General features: G+C 65.1%; 16 protein-coding genes. 5 read left to right on the top strand and 11 right to left on the bottom strand.

Translation table 11 applies throughout. From position 1 onward, the window contains the following. Positions 1-15: 15 nt before the first annotated feature. The 3 genes from O6P39_RS12860 to O6P39_RS12850 form a co-directional block, all read right to left on the bottom strand. Positions 16-882 (bottom strand): hypothetical protein, encoded by an 867-nt coding sequence (locus tag O6P39_RS12860; RefSeq protein WP_275611704.1) that lies wholly within the window; start codon positions 880-882, stop codon positions 16-18. A 107-nt stretch (positions 883-989) separates the two neighbouring features. Then, complete coding sequence (locus tag O6P39_RS12855) at positions 990-2,594, bottom strand: response regulator (protein WP_275611703.1); 1,605 nt, start codon at positions 2,592-2,594, stop codon at positions 990-992. Positions 2,595-2,701: 107 nt separating this feature from the next. After that, positions 2,702-3,745: an AraC family transcriptional regulator gene (locus O6P39_RS12850; RefSeq protein WP_275611702.1), complete on the bottom strand. Its 1,044-nt coding sequence runs from the start codon at positions 3,743-3,745 to the stop codon at positions 2,702-2,704. A 243-nt stretch (positions 3,746-3,988) separates the two neighbouring features. Here O6P39_RS12850 and O6P39_RS12845 point away from each other — a divergent pair, with 243 nt between their 5' ends. Then, positions 3,989-4,936: a transporter gene (locus tag O6P39_RS12845; protein ID WP_275611701.1), complete on the top strand. Its 948-nt coding sequence runs from the start codon at positions 3,989-3,991 to the stop codon at positions 4,934-4,936. 67 nt (positions 4,937-5,003) lie between these two features. Here O6P39_RS12845 and O6P39_RS12840 read toward each other — a convergent pair whose 3' ends face one another. From O6P39_RS12840 to O6P39_RS12825, 4 genes are all read right to left on the bottom strand, one after another. Next, positions 5,004-6,281 (bottom strand): DSD1 family PLP-dependent enzyme, encoded by a 1,278-nt coding sequence (locus O6P39_RS12840; RefSeq protein ID WP_275611700.1) that lies wholly within the window; start codon positions 6,279-6,281, stop codon positions 5,004-5,006. A gap of 16 nt (positions 6,282-6,297) precedes the next feature. Beyond that, positions 6,298-7,611, bottom strand: coding sequence for a D-arabinono-1,4-lactone oxidase (locus O6P39_RS12835; protein WP_275611943.1), 1,314 nt, complete (start codon positions 7,609-7,611; stop codon positions 6,298-6,300). Between the two features lie 97 nt (positions 7,612-7,708). Beyond that, positions 7,709-8,077, bottom strand: a complete 369-nt coding sequence (locus O6P39_RS12830; RefSeq protein WP_275611699.1) for a c-type cytochrome — start codon at positions 8,075-8,077, stop codon at positions 7,709-7,711. A 236-nt stretch (positions 8,078-8,313) separates the two neighbouring features. Then, positions 8,314-9,000, bottom strand: a complete 687-nt coding sequence (locus tag O6P39_RS12825; protein ID WP_275611698.1) for a type 1 glutamine amidotransferase domain-containing protein — start codon at positions 8,998-9,000, stop codon at positions 8,314-8,316. 393 nt (positions 9,001-9,393) lie between these two features. On the opposite strand from O6P39_RS12825, the gene O6P39_RS12820 reads away from it, so the two are divergent. Further along, entirely contained in the window at positions 9,394-10,401 is a 1,008-nt protein-coding gene (locus O6P39_RS12820; protein ID WP_275611697.1) for an acetoacetate decarboxylase (ADC), read from the top strand. 409 nt (positions 10,402-10,810) lie between these two features. Beyond that, positions 10,811-11,641 carry an alpha/beta hydrolase gene (locus O6P39_RS12815; protein ID WP_275611696.1) on the top strand — a complete coding sequence of 277 codons (831 nt, stop codon included), beginning with the start codon at positions 10,811-10,813 and terminating at the stop codon, positions 11,639-11,641. Between the two features lie 136 nt (positions 11,642-11,777). On the opposite strand, the gene O6P39_RS12810 is transcribed toward O6P39_RS12815, so the two are convergent. Then, positions 11,778-12,809: a sensor domain-containing diguanylate cyclase gene (locus O6P39_RS12810; protein ID WP_275611695.1), complete on the bottom strand. Its 1,032-nt coding sequence runs from the start codon at positions 12,807-12,809 to the stop codon at positions 11,778-11,780. A 309-nt stretch (positions 12,810-13,118) separates the two neighbouring features. Between O6P39_RS12810 and O6P39_RS12805 the strand changes: the two genes are divergently transcribed. Next, positions 13,119-14,003, top strand: a complete 885-nt coding sequence (locus O6P39_RS12805; protein WP_275611694.1) for a DMT family transporter — start codon at positions 13,119-13,121, stop codon at positions 14,001-14,003. Here the strand turns inward: O6P39_RS12805 and O6P39_RS12800 are convergent. From O6P39_RS12800 to O6P39_RS12790, 3 genes are all read right to left on the bottom strand, one after another. Beyond that, entirely contained in the window at positions 14,000-15,337 is a 1,338-nt protein-coding gene (locus tag O6P39_RS12800) for an MFS transporter (protein WP_275611693.1), read from the bottom strand. The genes O6P39_RS12805 and O6P39_RS12800 overlap by 4 nt on opposite strands. Positions 15,338-15,429: 92 nt before the next feature. After that, entirely contained in the window at positions 15,430-16,509 is a 1,080-nt protein-coding gene (locus O6P39_RS12795) for a C45 family peptidase (RefSeq protein ID WP_275611692.1), read from the bottom strand. A 130-nt stretch (positions 16,510-16,639) separates the two neighbouring features. Continuing rightward, positions 16,640-18,364 carry an amidohydrolase gene (locus tag O6P39_RS12790; RefSeq protein ID WP_275611691.1) on the bottom strand — a complete coding sequence of 575 codons (1,725 nt, stop codon included), beginning with the start codon at positions 18,362-18,364 and terminating at the stop codon, positions 16,640-16,642. 106 nt (positions 18,365-18,470) lie between these two features. Between O6P39_RS12790 and O6P39_RS12785 the strand changes: the two genes are divergently transcribed. Next, positions 18,471-19,385, top strand: a complete 915-nt coding sequence (locus O6P39_RS12785; protein WP_275611690.1) for a LysR family transcriptional regulator — start codon at positions 18,471-18,473, stop codon at positions 19,383-19,385. Positions 19,386-19,685: the final 300 nt, after the last annotated feature.

The raw sequence follows: 19,685 nt of genomic DNA, 5'->3' as shown, positions 1-19,685 counted from the left end.
ATCCGGGGGAATGAATCAGCGCGAGGACAGCTGCAGGGCGCGGCTGGTCTGGATCAGCAGGGGGCGCTCCATTGCCGTGGGGCGGGACTGCTGAAGGGCTCGCTGGTAAGTGCGCAGCGCAGAGGCGTGGTCCTGGCGGACGTAATCGAGATAGGCGCCGGCAAACAGCCCGGCTTCGGTGCGCAGGTCGCGCTTCACCGCATCGGGGGCTTGCAGGGCGTCGATTTCGGCGAAGACCGCGGAGACGTCGGTCTTGCCCTGATACAGGGCCAGCAGTGCGCGCTGCTGCGCGGTGGCCGGCTGGATGGCGCGGGCCAGCTTCTGCACCCGTGCCTTGGTGGTTTCGGGTTTCACCCCGGCATCACTGGCGGTGCGGGCGGCCAGCCAGAGTTTCCAGAGCCCCGCATAGGCCTTCACCTGCGCATTGGCCGATTGCCGTTGCAGTTGATCGAAGGCCTTGCGCGATGACTCGAAGCGGCCGAGCTCGGCCAGGTTCACCGCAGCGGGGACGGCAATGACCGCCGCCTGGTCGCTGCCCTTGAGGGCGTCATAGAACTGTCGGGCGCGCATGTGACGGCCGCTGGCGTCTTCGATGAAGGCCTGCTCGGCCAGGGCGCGGGAGCCGCCCTGCCCTTGGGCGCCGGCCTGGCGGAGCAAGGCCTGGGCGGAGGCAAGGTCGCCCTCCAGCAGCTGCTGATGGGCCAGCAGCACCAGGGGCTGGATCACTTCGCGGGCGGGGCTGGTCTGGGACGTCGGAGCGGTTTTCTGCGGTGCGCTGGCCGGGGCGCCCAGGGCCGAACCGGTGGCGACCAGCAGGGCCAGCGCCAGCGCGGAAAGCACGCCGGGGCGGCGGGTAACGGAGGCATTCGAGAAGCGGTTCATGGTGGCAACTCCTGAAAGTTTTCGAGTTGCACACATGCTATTAAGCGCTCCGCGCGAGCGAACTCAGAGTCCTCCGGGTACCGCCATCAGAGTTATTCCTCAATCACTCATGCCGGGCCTGCCTGGGGCAGCATCAGTTCGAGCTCGATTTCCACGCGATCATCATGCCGCCCGTGGGCGAAGCTTCCCTCCAGGTACTCCGCCATCCGCCTGCAGTGGTTGAGATCGATGATGCTTTCCGGTGCGGGCTGGCCGCTCAGCTCCATCCTTGCGTGGACCCGGCCCTGTTCACGGACGCGCATGTCGAGGTGGATCAGCGCCGGATGGTCGATATCGGGTTGCAGCAGACCGAGCGCGGTCGCCATCCATTCGGTGAACGCGCCGGTGTCCAGCCAGACGCGCCGTGCATCGATGCGTTGAACGCCGAACAGCGTTTCCGGCTGGCCGGCCAGGCAGCGCTCGATGAGGGCTGGCAGGTCGCAGGCCTGGGTGGCCGTGGCGACCGATTTTTCCGGCAACTGGCACAGGCGTCGCAACCGTTCCAGGCGGACGTTCAGCGCGGAGAGTCCAGGCGTGGCCGGGTGCAGCCCGAGCGCGGCGACACGCCCAGCCAGCTCCTGCAGCGAAGCCTCGTAGAATTCTGCCTGACGGCGCTCATGCGCCTCGGCGGCAAGCAACTGATCGCGCAGCGTCACCAGTTGCCCCTCGCTCTCGGTGACGTCCTGCAACCCGCCGAGGATCGCACTGGCCCGCCCCTGGTCATCGCGGTACGGCACCATCCAGTAATGCATGACCCTGGCCTCGCCGAATATTTCCACGCGCGTGGTGACCGCCATCGGCACGCCTTCACGGGCGACGCGGGCAAAGCCGTCGGGAAGCGTCTTGCGCACGGCGGGAGGGAACCAGTGGGCATCGGCGAATCCCGAGCCCAGTGCCTCCTCGGCACTGATGCGGTAGTAGTCGAGGAATTTCTGGTTGCAGAACAGCAGTTGCCCCTCTGTCGATCGTACGAACATCGGGTTGGGAGCCGCGTCCACCAGGTGGCGCAACAGGCCCAGCTCCGCCGGGAGCGCAGCGGCCACCACGGCGCCCCCCGCGGGCTCATGGCCGGCCACCAGGCCATTGCGCCGAGCCACTTCGGCCAGTTCGACGTTCGAACTGACATGGAGTTTTTCCAGCAGGTGCGCCTTGTAGGTGCTGACCGTCTTGAAGCTGATGCGCAGCTCTTCGGCGATGCGCAGATTGGTCTTGCCTTCGGCGATCAGCTGCAGCACGGCGGACTCGCGCCGCGTCAGGCAATCCAGCTCGTTGCCACCGCCTGGCTGCATGTGCTCGCGGGCGAAATGGCCGCGCCCCGCGAGGACGTCGGCGATCGCCTTGCGCAGGATCGCCATGTCCTCCTGTTTGCTGACGAAGCCGCTGGCGCCCGACTGGAAACACAGGGGGGCGAAGTGCGCGGCGTTCTGGCGGCTGTAGACCAGCACCTTCTGCGAGGCATCGCGCGCGCGCAGGCGGCGCAGCAGGTCGAGCCCGTCGGAACCGGGCAGTGCGATCTCCAGGATCACCAGTTGCGGCTTGCACTCGCGCGTCAGGCTGAGCGCCGTCGGCACGTCGGCTGCTTCCTGCACGACCTCGTGCCCCATATCCTCCAGCAGATCACGCAGCGCGCTACGCACAATGGGCGTGGCGTCGGCGAGCAGCACCGTAGCCATAGCATCCTTCCCGGCTCGTCCTTCAAGTGCTCAAAGCATAGGCGATGACCGCGCGTTGCAGGCTGTCAGCAACGCGCAGCGGTATCCACTGCATGATGGGCTGCGACTCAGTGCGCCGTTCCCGCCACCTCGTCGCGGCAGGCGGACGGGCTGCGGCCGGTCCAGCGCTTGAAGGCCCGGCGGAAGCCGCGCACGTCACTGTAGCCGAGGGCCTCGGCGATGCGCTCGATGGGCAAGTCCGGGTTGCTCAGCAGACTCATGGCCCGCGCCCGGCGCACCCGCTCCTGCAGCGCGTCGAAGGTCGTCTCGTGTTCGCCCAGGCGCCGGCGCAGGGTGCGGCTGCTCATGTTGAGGTCGGCGGCGACCTTGTCGATGTGGCTGCCATGAGCCAGGTCTCGGGCGATGGCGCGCTCGACCGTTTCCAGCAGGTCCATCTTCTGCTGCACCTGGGCGCACTCCACCTCAAGCAGGTTGAGCGCCTGGCGAAGGGCGACCGGCTGGTGGCTGGGCAGTTGCAGGTCGAGCCAGTGGCTGGCGATCACCATGCGGTTGTGCAGGCAGCCGAAGCGCAGGTTCGGCCCCAGCAGGCGCCGGTACTCGTCCTCGTAGCTCGGCGCGGCATGGGTGAACTCGAAGCGCAGGGGCTGGAACTCGCTGCCGATCAGCGTGCGGTTGTAGACCAGCAGGCTGGCGAAGAACTCCTCCACCGCGAACACCTGGACATCGGCATAGGGCAGGCGGCATTCGACTTCGACGAAGCTCTCCGCGGGGCCTTCGATCAGGTTGCACACCGCCATGCTGCCGGTGGTGTGCTGGAAGCGCCGGCCGATCTCGAAGGCATCGCGCAGGGTCTTGCACAGGGACAGCACGTGGCCGAGCAGGCCGAGGGTGCCGAGCACGTTGTGGTTGCCCACCCAGAGTCCCAGGCCGCGCTCCGGCAGCGCCGCCAGCGCGCGCTGGATCATGCTTACGGCCTGGCGGTAGGAGATGCGCTGGGCCGGGTCCTGCAGTTCCTCGACCGTGAAGCCGAGCCCCAGGCACAGGCGCTCGCTGCTCACGCCCTTTTCGCTGGCGACCTCGGCGAGGGTCTGCAGCAGGAAGGGCGAAACCAGGGCCACGTCGAGCTGGGTGTCGATGGGTGTGCTGGGCATGAAGGCTGTTCCCGAATGCGGGCGCCGGGAGTTCTTGTTCTGGGGGTGGCGCGCGGCGCGGCCATCATAACGCGTTCGCGGGGATGCCAGGACCGGGCGTAACAGAATATTGCAGGCTGTCCGGCAAAGCCCCCCTGATTGTCCGGCAATGCCCTGCTTCATCGAGCCGCCAGCGCTTATTTCTATGGCGCGGTCCGGGCCACGCCCCGGAGCCGTCCGCCAACAAGAACAATGAGCTCACGCATGAACACTATCCGTCTCCCCAGGCTGCCGCTGGCGGCCTCCCTCTTCATTGCCTCGTCCCTCTCGCTGCCGGTCCAGGCCACCGAAAACGGCGTCGACAACATCGGCCCCGGCACCGACGGTTTCTTCGTCCTGCCGCTGGACGTGAACAAGCTGCCGGACCACATGTTCGCCTTCAACCTCTACTACAACCACTACGAGGCGAAGAAGCTGGACATCAGCTCCCTCGGCGGCAAGGTGCCGGGGGTCAAGATCACCTCCGACGCGATCATCCCCCGCCTCGACTACCTGAGCCCCCTGCGGGTATTCGGCGGGCGCCTCGGTGGCTACGTCGCGCAGCCCTACATGCGCCAGCAGGTCGAGATGTTCGGCATGCAGGACCGGCGCGAGAGCCAGGGCGACACCACGGTGGCGCCGATCATCCTCTGGGACATGGGCAAGGACCTGACCATCGGCGCCGCGCTGGAAATCACCCTGCCCACCGGCGACTACGACGCCACGCGCCTGGCCAACACCAGCAACAACTTCTACACCTACAAGCCACTGCTTTCGGCGACCTGGCTGCCCAGCGAGCGCACCGAGCTGTCGGTCAAGGCCACCTACAGCTTCAACGAGGAAAACCCCGACACCGACTACCGCTCCGGCCAGCTCTTCCATTTCGACTACTCGGCCAGCTACCGGGTGACCGACAACCTGCGCCTGGGCGTGAACGGCTACTACCTCAAGCAGACCACCGACGACGAGCAGTACGGCAAGACGGTGACCTTCATGGGCGAGAAAGTGGATGACGGCGTACGCGGCCAGGTGTTCGCCATCGGCCCCGCCCTGCACCTGACCTTCCTCAAGTACGCCAGCTTCGAGGTGCGCTGGGCCAAGGAATATGCCGTGGAAAACCGCCCCGAGGGCGAGATGCTGTGGGCCAAGCTGAACCTGCCCTTCACCCTCTGAGTTCTTCGCGGACAGAAAAAAACCTCAGGTCATCGACCTGAGGTTTTTTATTGGGCGGAGCCGGCGTTCAGCTATAGACCGGCCAGTGCTCGACGATGCGGCCGCCGCGCACCGCCAGCAGGTCGCCGAACTGCAGCAGGATCGATTCGGACTGGGTCGGCCGCAGGAACACCTGGTCGTCCACCTTGAGCCCCACGGCGCTGGAACCGTTGACCATCTCCTGGTTGGAGCTGCGCCCGTACAGGCCGTTGAATTGCAGGCCAGCAGGCGACTCGGGCTCGGCCAGCCAGTTGCCGCCGTAGATGAAGAAGGTCCCGCGCTGGTTCGGATCCCACCAGGAGAACAGCGCCGACCTGTCGTCCAGCGCCGGAATCTCCACCGCGCCGGTGCTCTTGAGCACTGGCGTGGCGATGAAGGCTGCGGGCTGGTGGTCCACCAGCGACGGCAGGTCGTAGTGCGTCGGCTTGACCAGCGCCGACCCCACCGACACCTCGCTGCTGGTGCGCTCGTGCTCGTGCATGCGGTAGCTCGGGCTGCCGGCGGTGTTGAGCGTCAGCCCCGGTTTCCAGAGCGCGGCATGTTGCGTGCGGGCGTAATCGACGAAGCCATCGTAGAGCTTCATGACTTTGGCGAAGAGTTCTTCCGGCGAGCCGAGGATGCCGGGCACGCCCATGCCGACGAAGGGGTCGTAGCCCATGAAGCCGGCGAACTCCAGGTGCTGCGGGTTGGCGCCGATCAGCGTGAGCATCCGCCCCAGGGTTGCGTGATCAGCCACGCCGCCACGGTGCAGGCCGACGTCCAGCTCGATATTGATCCGCATCCGGGTGTTCAATCCCTGCGCCAGGGCCAGGTACTGCTGCAGGCGCTCGGGGGTGTCCAGCAGCCATTGCAGCTGGGTCGTCGGATCAAACGGGCCGCGAAGGTTCTGGTAGAACTCCTGCGCCGAGCGCACCGGCAGCGGCTTGCCCAGCAACAGGTCGGCGTCGGGGAAGCGCTCGGCATCGTGGTTGAGGAAAGGCTGGTGGAACGACATCAGCCGGCGGGTGCCGGCGCGCCTGGCGATGTAATCGAGCAGTTGTGGCGATGGCAGGGACTTCTCTACCAGCCGCAGCTGCTTGCCGGCGCGGCGAACCGACTGCATCACCACGTCGACGTTGTGATCCAGCCGGTCCAGGTCGATCAGCATCACCGGGCGCATCGGCCCGTGCTCGCGCAACTCGCGGTTCAGCCGGGCGAAGTAGTCGCTATACGGGGCCCCCTTGTCAGTGGGGCGTAGCCAGGCGCCGGCACCGGCGAGCAGGACGCCCGCTCCGGCCGCGCCGACGATGAAGTGGCGTCGCTTCATGCACTCTCCTTCCTTGTCAGGCCACACCCAGGATCGAGGCCAGGTGGGCATTGAGGAACTTGCCCTGCGGGTCCAGCGCCTGGCGTACCTCGGTGAATTCCTTCCAGCGCGGGTAGAGCGGTTGCAGGGTCCGCGCGTTCAAGGTGTGCAGCTTGCCCCAGTGCGGCCGCCCCGCATACTTCCAGAAGATCGGTTCGATCGCCGCGAAGAAGTTGTGGTGGTCCATGCTGTAGTGCTGGTGCACGGAGATGGAACAGCTGTCGCGGCCCTCGAACATGCTCAGGGGAATGTCGTCGGCCTTCACGTAGCGGTACTCGATGGGGAACCAGGTGCGCAGGTCCTTGTCGCGGATTTTCTTGAGGATTTCCCGCAGGCAGGCCGGGCCGTGCTCCGCCGGCACCGAGTATTCCATCTCGTTGAAGCGCACGTTGCGCACGTTGGCGTAGATCTCGTAGGAGTCGCCGACGCGGTCGTCGAAGCTGGCGATGTGGCGCAGGCTGTTGAGCAGAGCCCGGCGCGCGGCCGGGAAATCGCTGCCGTACTTGTCGAGGTCCTCGATGATGCTGACGAACTCGTTGCCGCCCTCCTCGGCAGGGTCCAGCGGCGGTGTGGCCGGGTCGGTGGTCTCGTTCAGGGCGACGGACAGCGCGTAATCGGAATGGGTGATCACCAGCATTTCCCAGTGCTGGTTCTCGCGGGTGTTCTTCTCCACGTCCTCCAGCAGCTCCTCGGTCTTCGCAATCCACTGCCGCTCGCGCAGGCGATAGGCCTCGCGGTTCTGCAGGCGTACCCGGGTGGCCACACCGAAGGCACCGAGGGACACCCGCGCGGCATTGAATACCTCAGGGTGGCGCTGGGCGTCGCAGTCCAGCACTTCGCCGCTGGCGGTCACCAGTTGCAGTCCGGTGACGTGGGAGGAATAGGAGCCGAAGCCAACGCCGGTGCCGTGGGTCGAGGTAGAGATCGCCCCGGCCAGGGTCTGGTAGTCAATGTCGGCCATGTTCGGCAGCGCCTGACCGACCGCCTTCAGCGCCGCGCCCATCTGCGACATCGGCGTGCCGGCGGCGAATTCCGCCTGCAGCGTCCTGGTGTCGTGGCCGAGCAGACCGTTGAAGTAGCTCAGCGACACCAGCGTGCCGTCGGTAGGCACCAGGGCGCTGAAGGAGTGCGCCGAGCCCACCGGGCGCACCTTGCCCTGGGCCTGGCGGATGACCTGCACCAGTTCGTCCAGGTTCTGCGGCGCCAGGCGCGCCTGGGGCAGGCAGCTCTGCGCGCCGGACCAGTTGCGCCAGGGGATCAGGCGTGGCGTGCGGGCCAGCTCCGCCGCCATCGGAGTGGTGGAAAGCGCCGCGAACGCGCCGGCAACGCCAGCACGCTGCAGCAGTTGGCGGCGGGTGAGATGAATTGCCATCGAGAGGACCCTGTACTTATTGGATTGGCTGGCCGGACATGAAGGAAATCAGCGCGAGGAACTCGTCCTCCGAGCACTGCATGCACATCCCCATCGGCGGCATGCCCTTGTAGCCATTGATGCTGTGGTCCAGCAGGCTGTCCGCGCCCTGGGCGACGCGGGGGCTCCAGGCCTTGGCATCGCCAACCAGCGGCGCCCCGGAGGCCGGGTTGGCGTGACACAGTTTGCAGCTGCTGTCGTAAATCTTCGCCAGGGCGGGGTCGGCGGGAACCAGGGTGGCGGTGTTGCGAGGAGTGGGTGGCGCGGCGTCTTCTCCGCAGCCGGCGAGCAGTCCGGCCAGGGCCAGCAAGGCAGCCGGCAGCAGCGGTGTTCCGGGTTTTGGCATAGTGCTCCCCTCTTCTACCGCGCCGGGCGGCGGCACGGATTCTTGTTGTCATGGGCAGGGAGCAACGTTAAGTCAGGCGCCAATCGTGGCGGAGGGCATTGGCGGACAGCGAAGGGGGTTAAAGGGGACAGCAGGAAAACCCATCGCCGGGCCTGCCGCCCTTGCCTCCCGGCAACCCAGGCCCCGAGGACCCGACTGCAGCGCGCCGGCAGATACCGCGACGGCGCGCTGCGCGGTCATTTCAGTAGCGCCACCACCTGCTCCGCCGTCGCCTTCGCGGACTGAGGGTTCTGCCCCGTAACCAGTCGACCGTCGACGATGACATTGGAGACGAATGGCAGCAAAGCCTTCTCGTAGCGGGCGCCCCGGCGCTTCATCTCCGCTTCGGAGTTGTAGGGCACTTGCCTGGCAACACCGGCCAGCACTTCCTCGTTCCAGGAATAACCGGTGAGCCGCCGACCGGCGACCAGCAGGCTACCGTCCGACAACCTGGTATTCAGCAACCCGCAGTAACCATGGCAAACGGAAGAGACGACGCCTCCTCGCTCATGGATTTCGCGAGTGAGCCTCTGCAATCCGGAGTCGTCGGGAAAGTCCCACATCACGGCATGGCCGCCGGTGAAATAGATGGCATCGAAGTCAGCGGAGTCGATCTCCTCCGGTCGCGCGGTCGTCGCCAGGCGCCGCATGCTCGCCTCGTCGTTCAACCACGCCTTGGCCGTGCGGTCGAGAAGCGGCCATTTCAGCGAGCGCGGCTCCAGGGGCGATACGCCCCCCTTGGGGCTCACCAGGTGCTGTTCATACCCGTTTGCGGCAAAGACGTGGTACGCATGGGTCAGCTCGCCCAACCACAATCCGGTCGGCTTGGACGGGTCAGCGTAGTGGGCGACGTTGGTAACGACGTGAAGAATGCGCTTGCTCATGTTCTCGAGTGCCCTCTGTTTCCCCAGCTTGTGCCTTGAATCGTCCACGGAGTCGGCGGGTTCGATGCGATCCGCGCATCCCTGCCTGCGGACCGCGCCGCTCCTCGCCAGCCACAATCACTCTAAGGTTGAACTCAACTTCAAGGTCAAGGCTGCGTTTCCTTATTGCGGACATTCACGGGATTTATCGAGGCCGCCCCATGCATGACTCAAAAACCCGGAAATCGCCTCGAATTCCCTGATCCACGCGCCTCGCCGCCCGATTCTCCAGAAACGAAAAGCCATGTCCTGGCGACCTTGACCTTAAAGTTCAGTTCAAGGTTAGGGTGCCACCGGCAAGCCGCTCAATAGCGTGCCGCAAGTGCCACGCATGACTCTGGAGATACTTGAACCATGAAACTCGGAAGTGTTGTCGCAATAGCCGGACTTTTCGTGAATGCCCTGGCGGCCCACGCATGGGCTGAGGTCCCGGCAACGAACAGCCAGGCGGAAAGTACGATCATCACTATCGCCGGCCATGAAGTGCCTGTGGTCAAGGGCGGCCTGTATGACCGATACCGTTCAAACCCACCGCTCTCGGTAATTGCCGCCGAAGCTCCGGATGTCGACCTGAGCTGGTTCAAGGGGCTGACCAAGACCAGGGTGGATATCGGCTTCGAGTCCTATTCGCCTAACTTCTACTACCGGAACAGCAGGGTGACGGCTGTCTTTACGGCGGACATCGAGAAGCTGAAGGAACTGATGCCGGCCAGGGTCCTGGAGAAAGTGCAGCCACTCCAGGTATGGCCGGGGCGCGGCCTGGTCGCCTTCACTGCATACTCCTATCACTACTGCGACAATGACAGCTACAACGAAGTCGCACTCTCCGTGGTCACCAGCAAGCCCGGCAATGCCAATCTTGGTCCCATCACGCTGATCGGCCAGTCGATGTCCAAGGATTACTGGGGGTATGTACTCAAGCTCCCGGTGAACACCGAACTGGCAAGGGTCCGCGGGGTCGTGGGCTACAACCTGCCCAAGTGGCTTACCGGTATCAACGTCAGGGAAGACGACCACACGGTCTCCTACGACATCATCGATAGCCAGACCGGCAAAGTGGATGTCGTCTTCAAGGCCGACAAACTCTCCGGTCTCTCGAAGGACGACGAGCTGGTAACCAACAGCTTTACCAATACCGACAGGAACGGCGAGTTGACCTATGGATACGCGGTTTCGCGACAACTCAGCCATGCAAGCAGCACCGATGGCGACGCGGCGACACTGATCCTCGGCGACGGAAGTCTCTCGGAGTACATCAAGCCGCTGAAACTGGGGAAAATGATGAAGTACGAGTACGTTCCGGAATTCCAGAGCGCGCTGTATGCCCCCAGGCCGCTTGCCACGTTGATCGGCAAGGACTGAACGTCCGGCGGATGAAGCCAGGCCCATCGGGCCTGGTTTTCCAGGGCAAGCCCCCCCAATCCTCATGCCGCCCCACAAAAAGCATTGACCTTAAAGCTTACTTTAATCCTAGAGTGATCTAACGGCTCAGCGTTGGGGCGCCTTGCGCAGTACGACCGACAACGCCACCGCCGCTCATGGAAGAGGCCCCGACAAGCGCCGACCGGCAACGCCCCGGAAGGCGCGCCGTTCCCGGGGGAGCCTGGACAAGGCCGTTCGCAGCGCAGGCGTCAATGCCACTGCGGCCCGTCGCCTCGATCGAACCGCCACCTGTCCGGCGAGAGCGGAAAAGAACTCCCGTTACGAGCGGCAATGACCAGCACTGTTGATTGCTGCGTGCCGAACTCCACCCACCACAGGAGATGCAAACATGGGATACGTCACGACAAAGGACGGCGTAGAAATCTTCTACAAGGACTGGGGCCCGCGCGATGCCCAGGTGATCCACTTCCACCACGGTTGGCCACTCAGTGCCGACGACTGGGATGCCCAGATGCTGTTCTTCCTGGCCAATGGCTTCCGCGTGGTCGCACACGATCGTCGCGGACATGGTCGGTCGAGCCAGGTGTGGGACGGACACGACATGGATCACTACGCCGATGACGTGGCCGCGGTGGTCCAGCATCTCGGCACCCAGGGGGCCATTCATGTCGGCCACTCCACCGGCGGCGGCGAGGTCATCCACTACATCGCCCGTCACCGCGAGGACCCTGTGCCCAAGGCCGCCATCATCAGCGCCGTTCCGCCGCTGATGGTGAAGACCGCGAGCAATCCCGGCGGCCTGCCCAAGGAGGTCTTCGATGACCTCCAGGCCCAGCTCGCGGCCAACCGCGCACAGTTCTATCACGACATCCCCGCCGGCCCCTTCTATGGCTACAACCGCCCGGGTGCCAAACCTTCGGAAGGCATCATCCGGAACTGGTGGCGGCAAGGCATGATGGGCGGCGCCAAGGCACACTACGACGGCATCGTCGCCTTCTCGCAGACGGACTTCACCGAAGACCTGAAGAGCGTGACCATCCCGGTCCTGGTGATGCACGGCGATGACGACCAGATAGTGCCCTATGAGAACTCGGGCCTGCTGTCGGCGAAGCTGCTCAGGAACAGCACGCTGAAAACCTACTCCGGCTTCCCCCACGGAATGCCAACCACCCACGCCGACACCATCAACGCCGATCTGCTCGCCTTCGTGCGCGGCTGACAGGCGCGGGAGCCAGGAGCTTGCCGCCTGGCTCCCCTCTTTTCGCCATTTGCGCCATTGCCAGGGTGGGTGATTCGCTGGGAGCCTGTCCCTTCTCAGGCCCGGCCGGCCTGCATGACCTCCAGGCAGACCGTTACTACCCGGCCACCTTTCGCTGCTGCTTCACCTTGTACATTTCCCGATCGGCCAGCTTGATGGCCTCATCCACGTCCACGTTATCGGGTTGCACCGCAACGACGCCGACGCTGGCGCCGCTGTACTGGATGTCCCCGTGTCCAACCCCCAACTGGTAACGCCCGATGGTCGCGTTCGCCAATCGATCCTGCAGCAGATGGGCTGCATGCAGCATGTCGTTCTCGGGGGCCTGCCGCGGGTCGAACGAGCCGAGCGCGATCACGATGAACTCATCGCCACCGGTACGCCCCAGAATGTCGCTGGAACGCAGGCTGTCCTGCAGCCGGCCGGAAACGCCCTGCAAAAAGGCATCTCCGGCGTGATGACCATGGGTATCGTTGATGTACTTGAACCCATCCAGATCCACGACGCCGACCAGCACGTACATCCGCTCGCGCCTGGCCAGCGCGAACGTACGCTCGAGTTCGCCCAGGATGGCGCGCCGGTTAGGCAACCCCGTCAGGGAGTCCGTCAGCGCCAGCTTCGCCAGTTCCGCGTTCGCGGTTTGCAGCCGTTCGACCAGCAGCTCCCGCTCCAGGGAATACCCCAACAGTCCGGAAAGCAGCCTCAGGATCGGCTCCACCTCTGGCGTACGGGCGATCTTCGATGAACTGGCAGCGCAAACCGTCCCGAGCACCCGGCCATCCTGGGCGGTGATCGGGGCGCTCACATAGGTTTTGATGCCCAGCGCCTTGGCGGCATCCGAATCCCCCCAGCACTGCGCAACGTCGTCGGAGTACAGACGCTTCTCCTCCAGCGCGCGCTTGCACAAGGTGTCTTCCCAGGGCACCACCAGCCCCTCGGGAATTTCCATCTTGCCAATGTTGCGCGCGAACTCCACCCGCTGCACGCCGTGCTCGATGTCGATGGTCGTCAGGTAGGTGGACTCCATTCCCGTCACCCTTTCGAGCAGGGCCAGCAATGGACGTGTGAGTTGCTCTACGGTTTTGGCTTTAGGGACGGTCTCGGACAGGAACGACAGAATCTGATCCATGCGGGAGCTTCGGCAGCAGTGTGAAGGTATGGCGATTGATAGCAAAACACCTGGGCCATGAACAGCCATTCGAGAAGCACCCGGCAGCTCGGCGAAGAAGAAATCCCCCGACAAAGGCGGACGGTTCGCAGAAAGGTGCGGCAGAACTGGACGACTCGCCAGTGCAATGGCTTTGCAAGCGTGAGTAAAGCGACGCAGGCAGGCAGAGAAACGTCGATCCTCCACCTTCCCAAGGATCACGGACGACCGGCAAGATAGTCCGACTCGCTGCCGCGCTTCGGTGGCCCAACTTCCTGCCTTGGAAACTCCATGCAACCGCGCGACCTTGCCGCCTACCTGTTCCTCGCGATCGGCTGGGGGCTGTCCTTTCTGGTGCTGCTAAAGGCCATTGCCGGATTCGGCTGGGTCGGCGCAGTGAGCTTCCGTGCGTTGATCGCCAGCTTCACGCTGCTGGCAGTGGCGAAGCTATCCGGGCGCAGGATGAACTTCGAAGGGCTGTGGAAGCCGCTGTGCGTGGTGGGCGCCACCACGGTGGCCGGCCAGCTGATCGGCATGACCTACGCCACCCCGCGCATCGGCACCGCCATGGCGGCGATCTTCGTTGCCGGAATCCCGCTGTTCTCCATGCTCATCGGGCGCGTCTGGGGGCTGGAGCGGATCACCTGGAGTGGCCTCGGCGGGTTGCTGCTGGGCTTCTTCGGCATGGTGCTGCTGGTGGGTTTCCCGGCGGTGCCGGTGACCCATGAGTTCATCCTCGGTTGTGCGGCATCCGTGTTCGGCGCCATCTGTGCGGCCTTCGGCAGCAACTATGCGAGCCTGCGCCTGCGCACGGCGGGTCCCTGGGAAGTAACCTGCGGGGCCTTCCTCATCGGCGGCCTGCTGACCCTACCGCTGCTGGTCTGGGTGCCGGTGCCCGGCACGCCGCAGCTGATGGACTTCCTCTACCTGCTGCTGTGCGGCTGCGTGCTGAGCGCGGTGAACTACGTGGTGTATTTCCAGCTGGTGGCGCGAATCGGGGCGACGCGCACCATCAGCGTGGAATTCGTGGTCACGGTAGTAGCCGTGCTGGTCGGCGCGCTGGTGCTGGGCGAAAGCCTGTCGCTGGTCCAGGGCCTGGGCGCGCTGACCATCCTGGCCGGCTGCGCCCTGGTCCTGGGGCTGGTGCCCGGCGCCAGACCGCGCGCAGCCCGTTAACCCACCTGCACTTGCGCGGCGCCCGGCGCCGCGTCGTCACGGTCGATCTCTTCCATCGGCAAGCGCGAGGTTTCACGCAGCATCCAGGAGCAGAACGCCACCAGCGCCAGGGCCGCCGCGCCATACAGCGCCACGCCGAAGGGATTGCGCCCGGTGGCGATGAGGATGGCGGTGGCGATGCTCGATGCCGTGCCGCCGCCCACTGCAGCGCCGATCTGGTAGCTGAAGGAGATCCCCGAGTAACGCATCTCACGCGGGAACTGCTCGGCCAGGAACGCCGGGATCGGCCCCTGGGTCGCGCCCATGAAGAAGCCCACGGCAATGTAGGCCAGCAGCGCCAGAGCCAGGTTGTGCGCACCGATCATGGGGAAGAAGGCGAACAGCCCCAGGGCCATGATGGCCGCACCGAAGATCATCACGTTACGACGGCCGAAACGGTCCGACAGATGCCCGAAGAACGGCGCCGAGACGACGATGGCCACCGACAGGGAGAAGTCGAACAACAAGGCTTCGCTGCTGCTGTAACCGATATCGGTCGCGTAGGCGAGGAAGAAGGTACTGCCGATATAGGCGATGGTGACGTAGCCGAAAGCGATGCCGATGCACAGCAGCAGCTCGCGCGGGCGACGACGGAAGGCTTCCATCAGCGGCATGCGCGCCTGGACCTTGGCTGCGGCCTTGGGCTGCGGCTCTGCGCTGTTCTGCAGGCGCGCGTAGAGGCCGATCAGCACCAGCACGCCGCCGAGCCAGAACGGGATGCGCCAGCCGATGCCGGTGAGGTCGTCGTTGAAGGCGAAGCTGACGATGGCGAACACGGCCGAGCCGAAGATGCCGCCGATACCGATGCCCATGCTGGTGAAGCTGCCCCACAGGCCGCGACGACCCTTGGGCGCCACCTCGATACCGAACAGCGCCGCCCCGCCCCACTCGCCGCCGGCGGCGAAGCCCTGCACCAGGCGTAGCAGCACCAGCAGGATGGGGGCGGCGGCGCCGAGCGCCGCATGGGTCGGCAGGAAGCCGATCAGCAAGGTGCTGGTGCCCATCAGCACCAGGGTGGCGACCAGCGCCTTCTGCCGGCCGTAGCGGTCGCCCAGGTGGCCGAACACCACGCCGCCCAGGGGACGGGCAAAGAAGCCCGCGCCGAAGGCCGCGAAGGCGATCAGTACGGCGGTGAGGCGATCCATGCCGGGGAAGAACAGCTGCGGGAAGACCAGCGCGGCGGCGTAGCCGTAGATGATGAAATCGTAGAACTCCAGCGCGGTACCCATGCCGGAGACGCAGAAGGTGCGAAAGGCCGAACGGGACCCCGGTGCGGCGGGTGTGTGATCGATCATGGCGGTTCACTCTTGTTTTTGTGGCAACACGAAACCCGCGCAGCGGCCGGAGGGCCGCCACGGGGCGCAAGGGTGGAGCGGGAAGGAAAACGTCAGAAGCGCAGGAAACCTTCGTCCGCCAGCTTCTTCGGCGTACCGGCGACGTACTCCAGGGCACAGCCCACGGTGTCGATGCCGACGCTCAGCAGGGTTTCCCAGCGCTCGGTGTCCGGCTCGGACATATCCGGGTGGAAGCACACGATGGCCTGGTCGCCCTCGGCGCCGCAGAAGGCGGCGGCGCGTTCGCGCAGGCCTACGCCTGTCATCCCGGCGGTGCCGGCCTTGAGGTGGTCCAGGCGCGCGTAAGTGGTGGACACGTCGGCGGTGCGCTCGCCCCAGCTCAGTTCGCCGTCGAGGAAGTGGTTGGTGTGCAGCAGCCAGCCATCCTCGCGAGGCACCACCACGGAGGTGTGCGCCGGGCTCATCTCGATGCTGGCGGCACGGGCGCGCACGTCTTCACGGGTGAACACGCTGAGCACGGTGGACGCGCTGACCCGCGCCGAACGCGCCATCTCGACGGCCTCGGTGACGCTGGTGGCTTCCTCCAGCACGCGGCGGGCGATGGCGTGGACCGGTACGCCGGCGCTGCCGTTGTCGCTGGCGTGGTGCAGGATGTTGAAGTGCACGCCCAGGCCCGCGCTGTTCACGCCGATCTTGCCGAGCATACCGAACTCAGTGAACAGCTTGGCGGTCAGGCCGGTGGCGCCGGGGAACTGCAGCAGCAGGCCCTGGGGCACCAGGCTGTCGTGCCAGTCCCAGGTCTGCAGGCTGCGCGGCGCGGCGGCGCCGGCGGGTGCATGGATGGAGGTGGAGCACTCGCCTTCCACCGGCTGCTGCGGCATCACCGCCAGTACTTCGGTGCGTGCGTTCAGCGCGGCCAACTGCCACAGCGGCAGGCCGACGCCCAGGGCGAGGCCTTCGACTTCCTGCGCCAGCGCCGGGCACCAGTCGGCCAGCGCAGCCAGGCTGCCTTCACCGATGGTACGGGCCTTGTCGATCTCCACACCTGCGCGCGGAAAGAAGTCCAGGTACAGCGCCACGGTCTGGCGGATCTGCTCGGCGAAGGTTTCGCCGATCTGCCGGCCACGCTGCAGCGGGTCGCGGATGTCGGTGGTGAAGGTATGAAGAATCACGGCAAGGCTCCTGCAATTGCTATTTCAACGACGGGTATTTCAATGACTGCTGTTTCAACGACTGCTGTTTCAATGAACAGGAGCGCCGGAGCGCTCCGGGTGGATCAGGGTTTGTCGTCCGTCCTTGTAACTATGGGCGACTATAGACTTCGCGGCCGGCGAACCAGGTCTTGAGCACCTGGGTATCCCGCAGGGCCTCGGGTTTGACCTTGAACACGTCGCGGTCGAGCAGGATCAGGTCGGCCTGCTTGCCCGGCTTGAGCGAACCGATGCTGTCTTCAAGACGCAGGGTGCGCGCGGCATTGAGGGTGTAGGCCTGGAACATGGTCATGCGGTCGACCTCTTCGCCGGCGTTGAGTACGCCTTTGGGGCCTACGCGTTCCAGCGCCTGGTAGATGGCCTTCCACGGGTCGGGCGTGGTGATCGGCCAGTCGCTGGCGCCGGCGATGGTCGCGCCGTTCTTCAGCAGCGAATGAGCCGGGTACAGGGTCTTGAAGGTCGCGGCGCTGACGTAGGGCTTGAGCAGGTCGACGCTCATTTCGTCGGCGGCGGCCCAGAACAGTTGCATCGAAGCGATCACGTCGAGTTGCTTGAAGCGCGGGTAGTCTTTCGGGTTGACCACTTCCAGGTGGGTGATGGAGTGCGGGATGCCGCTGTGGCGATCCTTGCGCGCCTGCTCGATGCCATTGAGAGATTCGCGCACCGCGCGGTCGCCGATGGCATGGATGTGCACCAGCCAGCCGCGGGCGTCGGCGGCGCTGACCAGTTCGCCGAAGTGTTTCGGGTCGATCAGCAGCTCGCCGGATTTCTTCGAGTTGCTGTAGGGCTCAAGCATCGCCGCGCTCTGCGCCGGCATCTCGGCCACGCCGTCAGCGAAGATCTTGATGCCCGGCAGGGTCAGGTTGTTCACGCCCTGGAACTGCTGGCGAACCTTGTCCAGCTCGTCGAGGTCGGCCGGTGTGGCCTTGGAGTCAGCCATCAGCAGTGCAGCCACGTGGGCGGTCAGCTCGCCGCTCTGCGACAGCGCCTTGTAGGCCGGCAGCACGCCGACGGAGTCATTGTGAATGTCGCCGCCGGGGTTCTCGTTCGCCAGCGGCTCCATCCAGGCAGTGATGCCCAGTTCGTGGTAGTAGCGCTGGGCACCTTTCAGGGCGTCGACCAGTTCGTCATTGGTCGGCAGCGGCAGCAATGCCTGTACCGGGTAGAGGCCGGCATCCACCAGGAAACCGTTAGGGGTGCCGTCGGCAGCGTGACCGATGGTGGCCTGCTCCTCGCCCTGCAGCGACTTGACCTTGGCGACATCGACCCCGGCCAGGTCCAGCAGCGCCTGGTTGGCCCAACCGGTGTGGTAGTCGCCGCCAGCCAGCAGGATCGGCTGTTTGGCCCATTCGCCCTGGTTGAAGCGCTGCTGCAGTTCGTCGATCCGGTCCCAGTACTGGGTCGGAATGCCACCGATATAGAGGAATTTGCCGCGACGCGCGCGGCCGTCGTCACGCCATTGGCGCAGTTTGCTTTCCAGCTCGGTGATCGGCATGTCCTCGTTGTTCAGGTTGGCCTGGAGCATCTGCAGGCCGCCTTTGACGAGGTGGGTGTGGGAATCGATGAAACCCGGCATCAGCACCTTGCCGTGCAGGTCGATGACCTGGGTGCCGGCCTGCTTGAGCTTGAGGATCTGCGCATCGGAACCGACCGCGAGGATGCGGCCGTTCTCCACCGCCACCGCCTGCTGCAGCGATTGCCCCGGCTCGGCGGTATAGACCTTGCCGCCATGGAGGATAAGGTCGGCGGCCGCCATACTTTCCATCGAGGAAAAAGCGCAGGCCGCGGACAGCAGCGTCGGAATCAGTAGTTTCATCGCAGATCCTTAGTTATTGTTGATCTGTAACGAAGGTTAAGCAAAAGCCCTTGCGGCTTTAACACTGACTTCCCGCACAACTTCTATTCCCATCAGGAAGTAATCCTTGGACAAGATGACTGCGCTCACCATGTTCGTCGCCACCGCCGACCACGGCGGCTTCAGCCGCGCCGCGGAGCAGCTGGGCAAGACGCCCTCGGCGATCACCAAGGGCGTGGCGCAACTGGAGGCCGAACTGGGCCAGCGCCTGTTCGAACGCACCACGCGACGCATGGCGCTGACCGAAGCCGGGCATATCTATCTGGAGGGTGCGCGCCAGGCGTTGATGCAGTTGCAGCGCGCCAGCGAGGAAGTCGAGCAATTGCAGACCGAGCTGCGCGGCAGCCTGCGCATCGCCGCTCCGCCCTCCTTCGCCCCGGCGTTCTTCAATGCCGTGTGCTGCCGCTTCCTGCGCGAACATCCGCAGGTGCGCCTGGAAGTGGACCTGGCTGACGAATTCGCTGACCTGGTGGAAGGCGGCTACGACCTCGCCCTGCGCGACGGGCCCATCGACCTGCCCGACGTCATCGCCCAGCCGCTGATCGAGAACCGCCTGATGCTCTGTGCAAGCCCGGCCTACCTGGCCAGCAAGGGCATGGACGTGACCCTGGACAACTACGAGCAGCACGACTGGCTGATCTTCCGCCACCCGCTGCTGAACCGGAATTTCTGGTGGGTGCAGCGCGACGGCGAGCGCATACGCATCCGCCAGCCGGTGCCACGGCTGTCTAGCGACAACTACGACTTCCTGCTGTCCTGCCTGCTGGACGGCCAGGGGCTGCAGTTCCTCCCGCAATGGAGCGCGCTGCCCTATATCGAGCGCGGCGAGCTGGTGGAGCTGCTACCGGATTGCTGGCGCGACCAGAGCGCCTTCGGGCCCTGGGTGCATGTGCTGTACCTGCCGCACCGCAGGAGCACGCGCAAGGTGCGGGTGTTCATCGAGTACCTGCGGGAGCATTTGCAGGGGAAAGGGTTGATCTGAGCGACCCCGTAGGGCGTACAACCGTTCGCGGTTGTACGCCGTTGCATCATGCGCCGCCTCCCGCTTCGACGTTGAACCTGGAGCCCCCTGATACCGAGGTCAAACGGCGTATAACGTCGAACGTTATGCGCCCTACGTCGGCATGAGACTCCATCGTCCACCTGTGAGAATGGAGTCATCCGCGCTGGATTTCGCCGGCAAGGCCTGCGCCAGATCGGTTCGCGAGCAAGCTCGCTCCTACAAAGAGCCCTCGACTTGTCATGCTGTAGGAGCGAGCTTGCTCGCGAACAAGAAACCCCT

Source organism: Pseudomonas sp. PSE14 (assembly GCF_029203285.1).
Lineage (GTDB): Bacteria > Pseudomonadota > Gammaproteobacteria > Pseudomonadales > Pseudomonadaceae > Pseudomonas.
The sequence above is the reverse complement of the archived record's forward strand: the minus strand, read 5'-3'. Positions and strand labels throughout refer to the sequence as shown.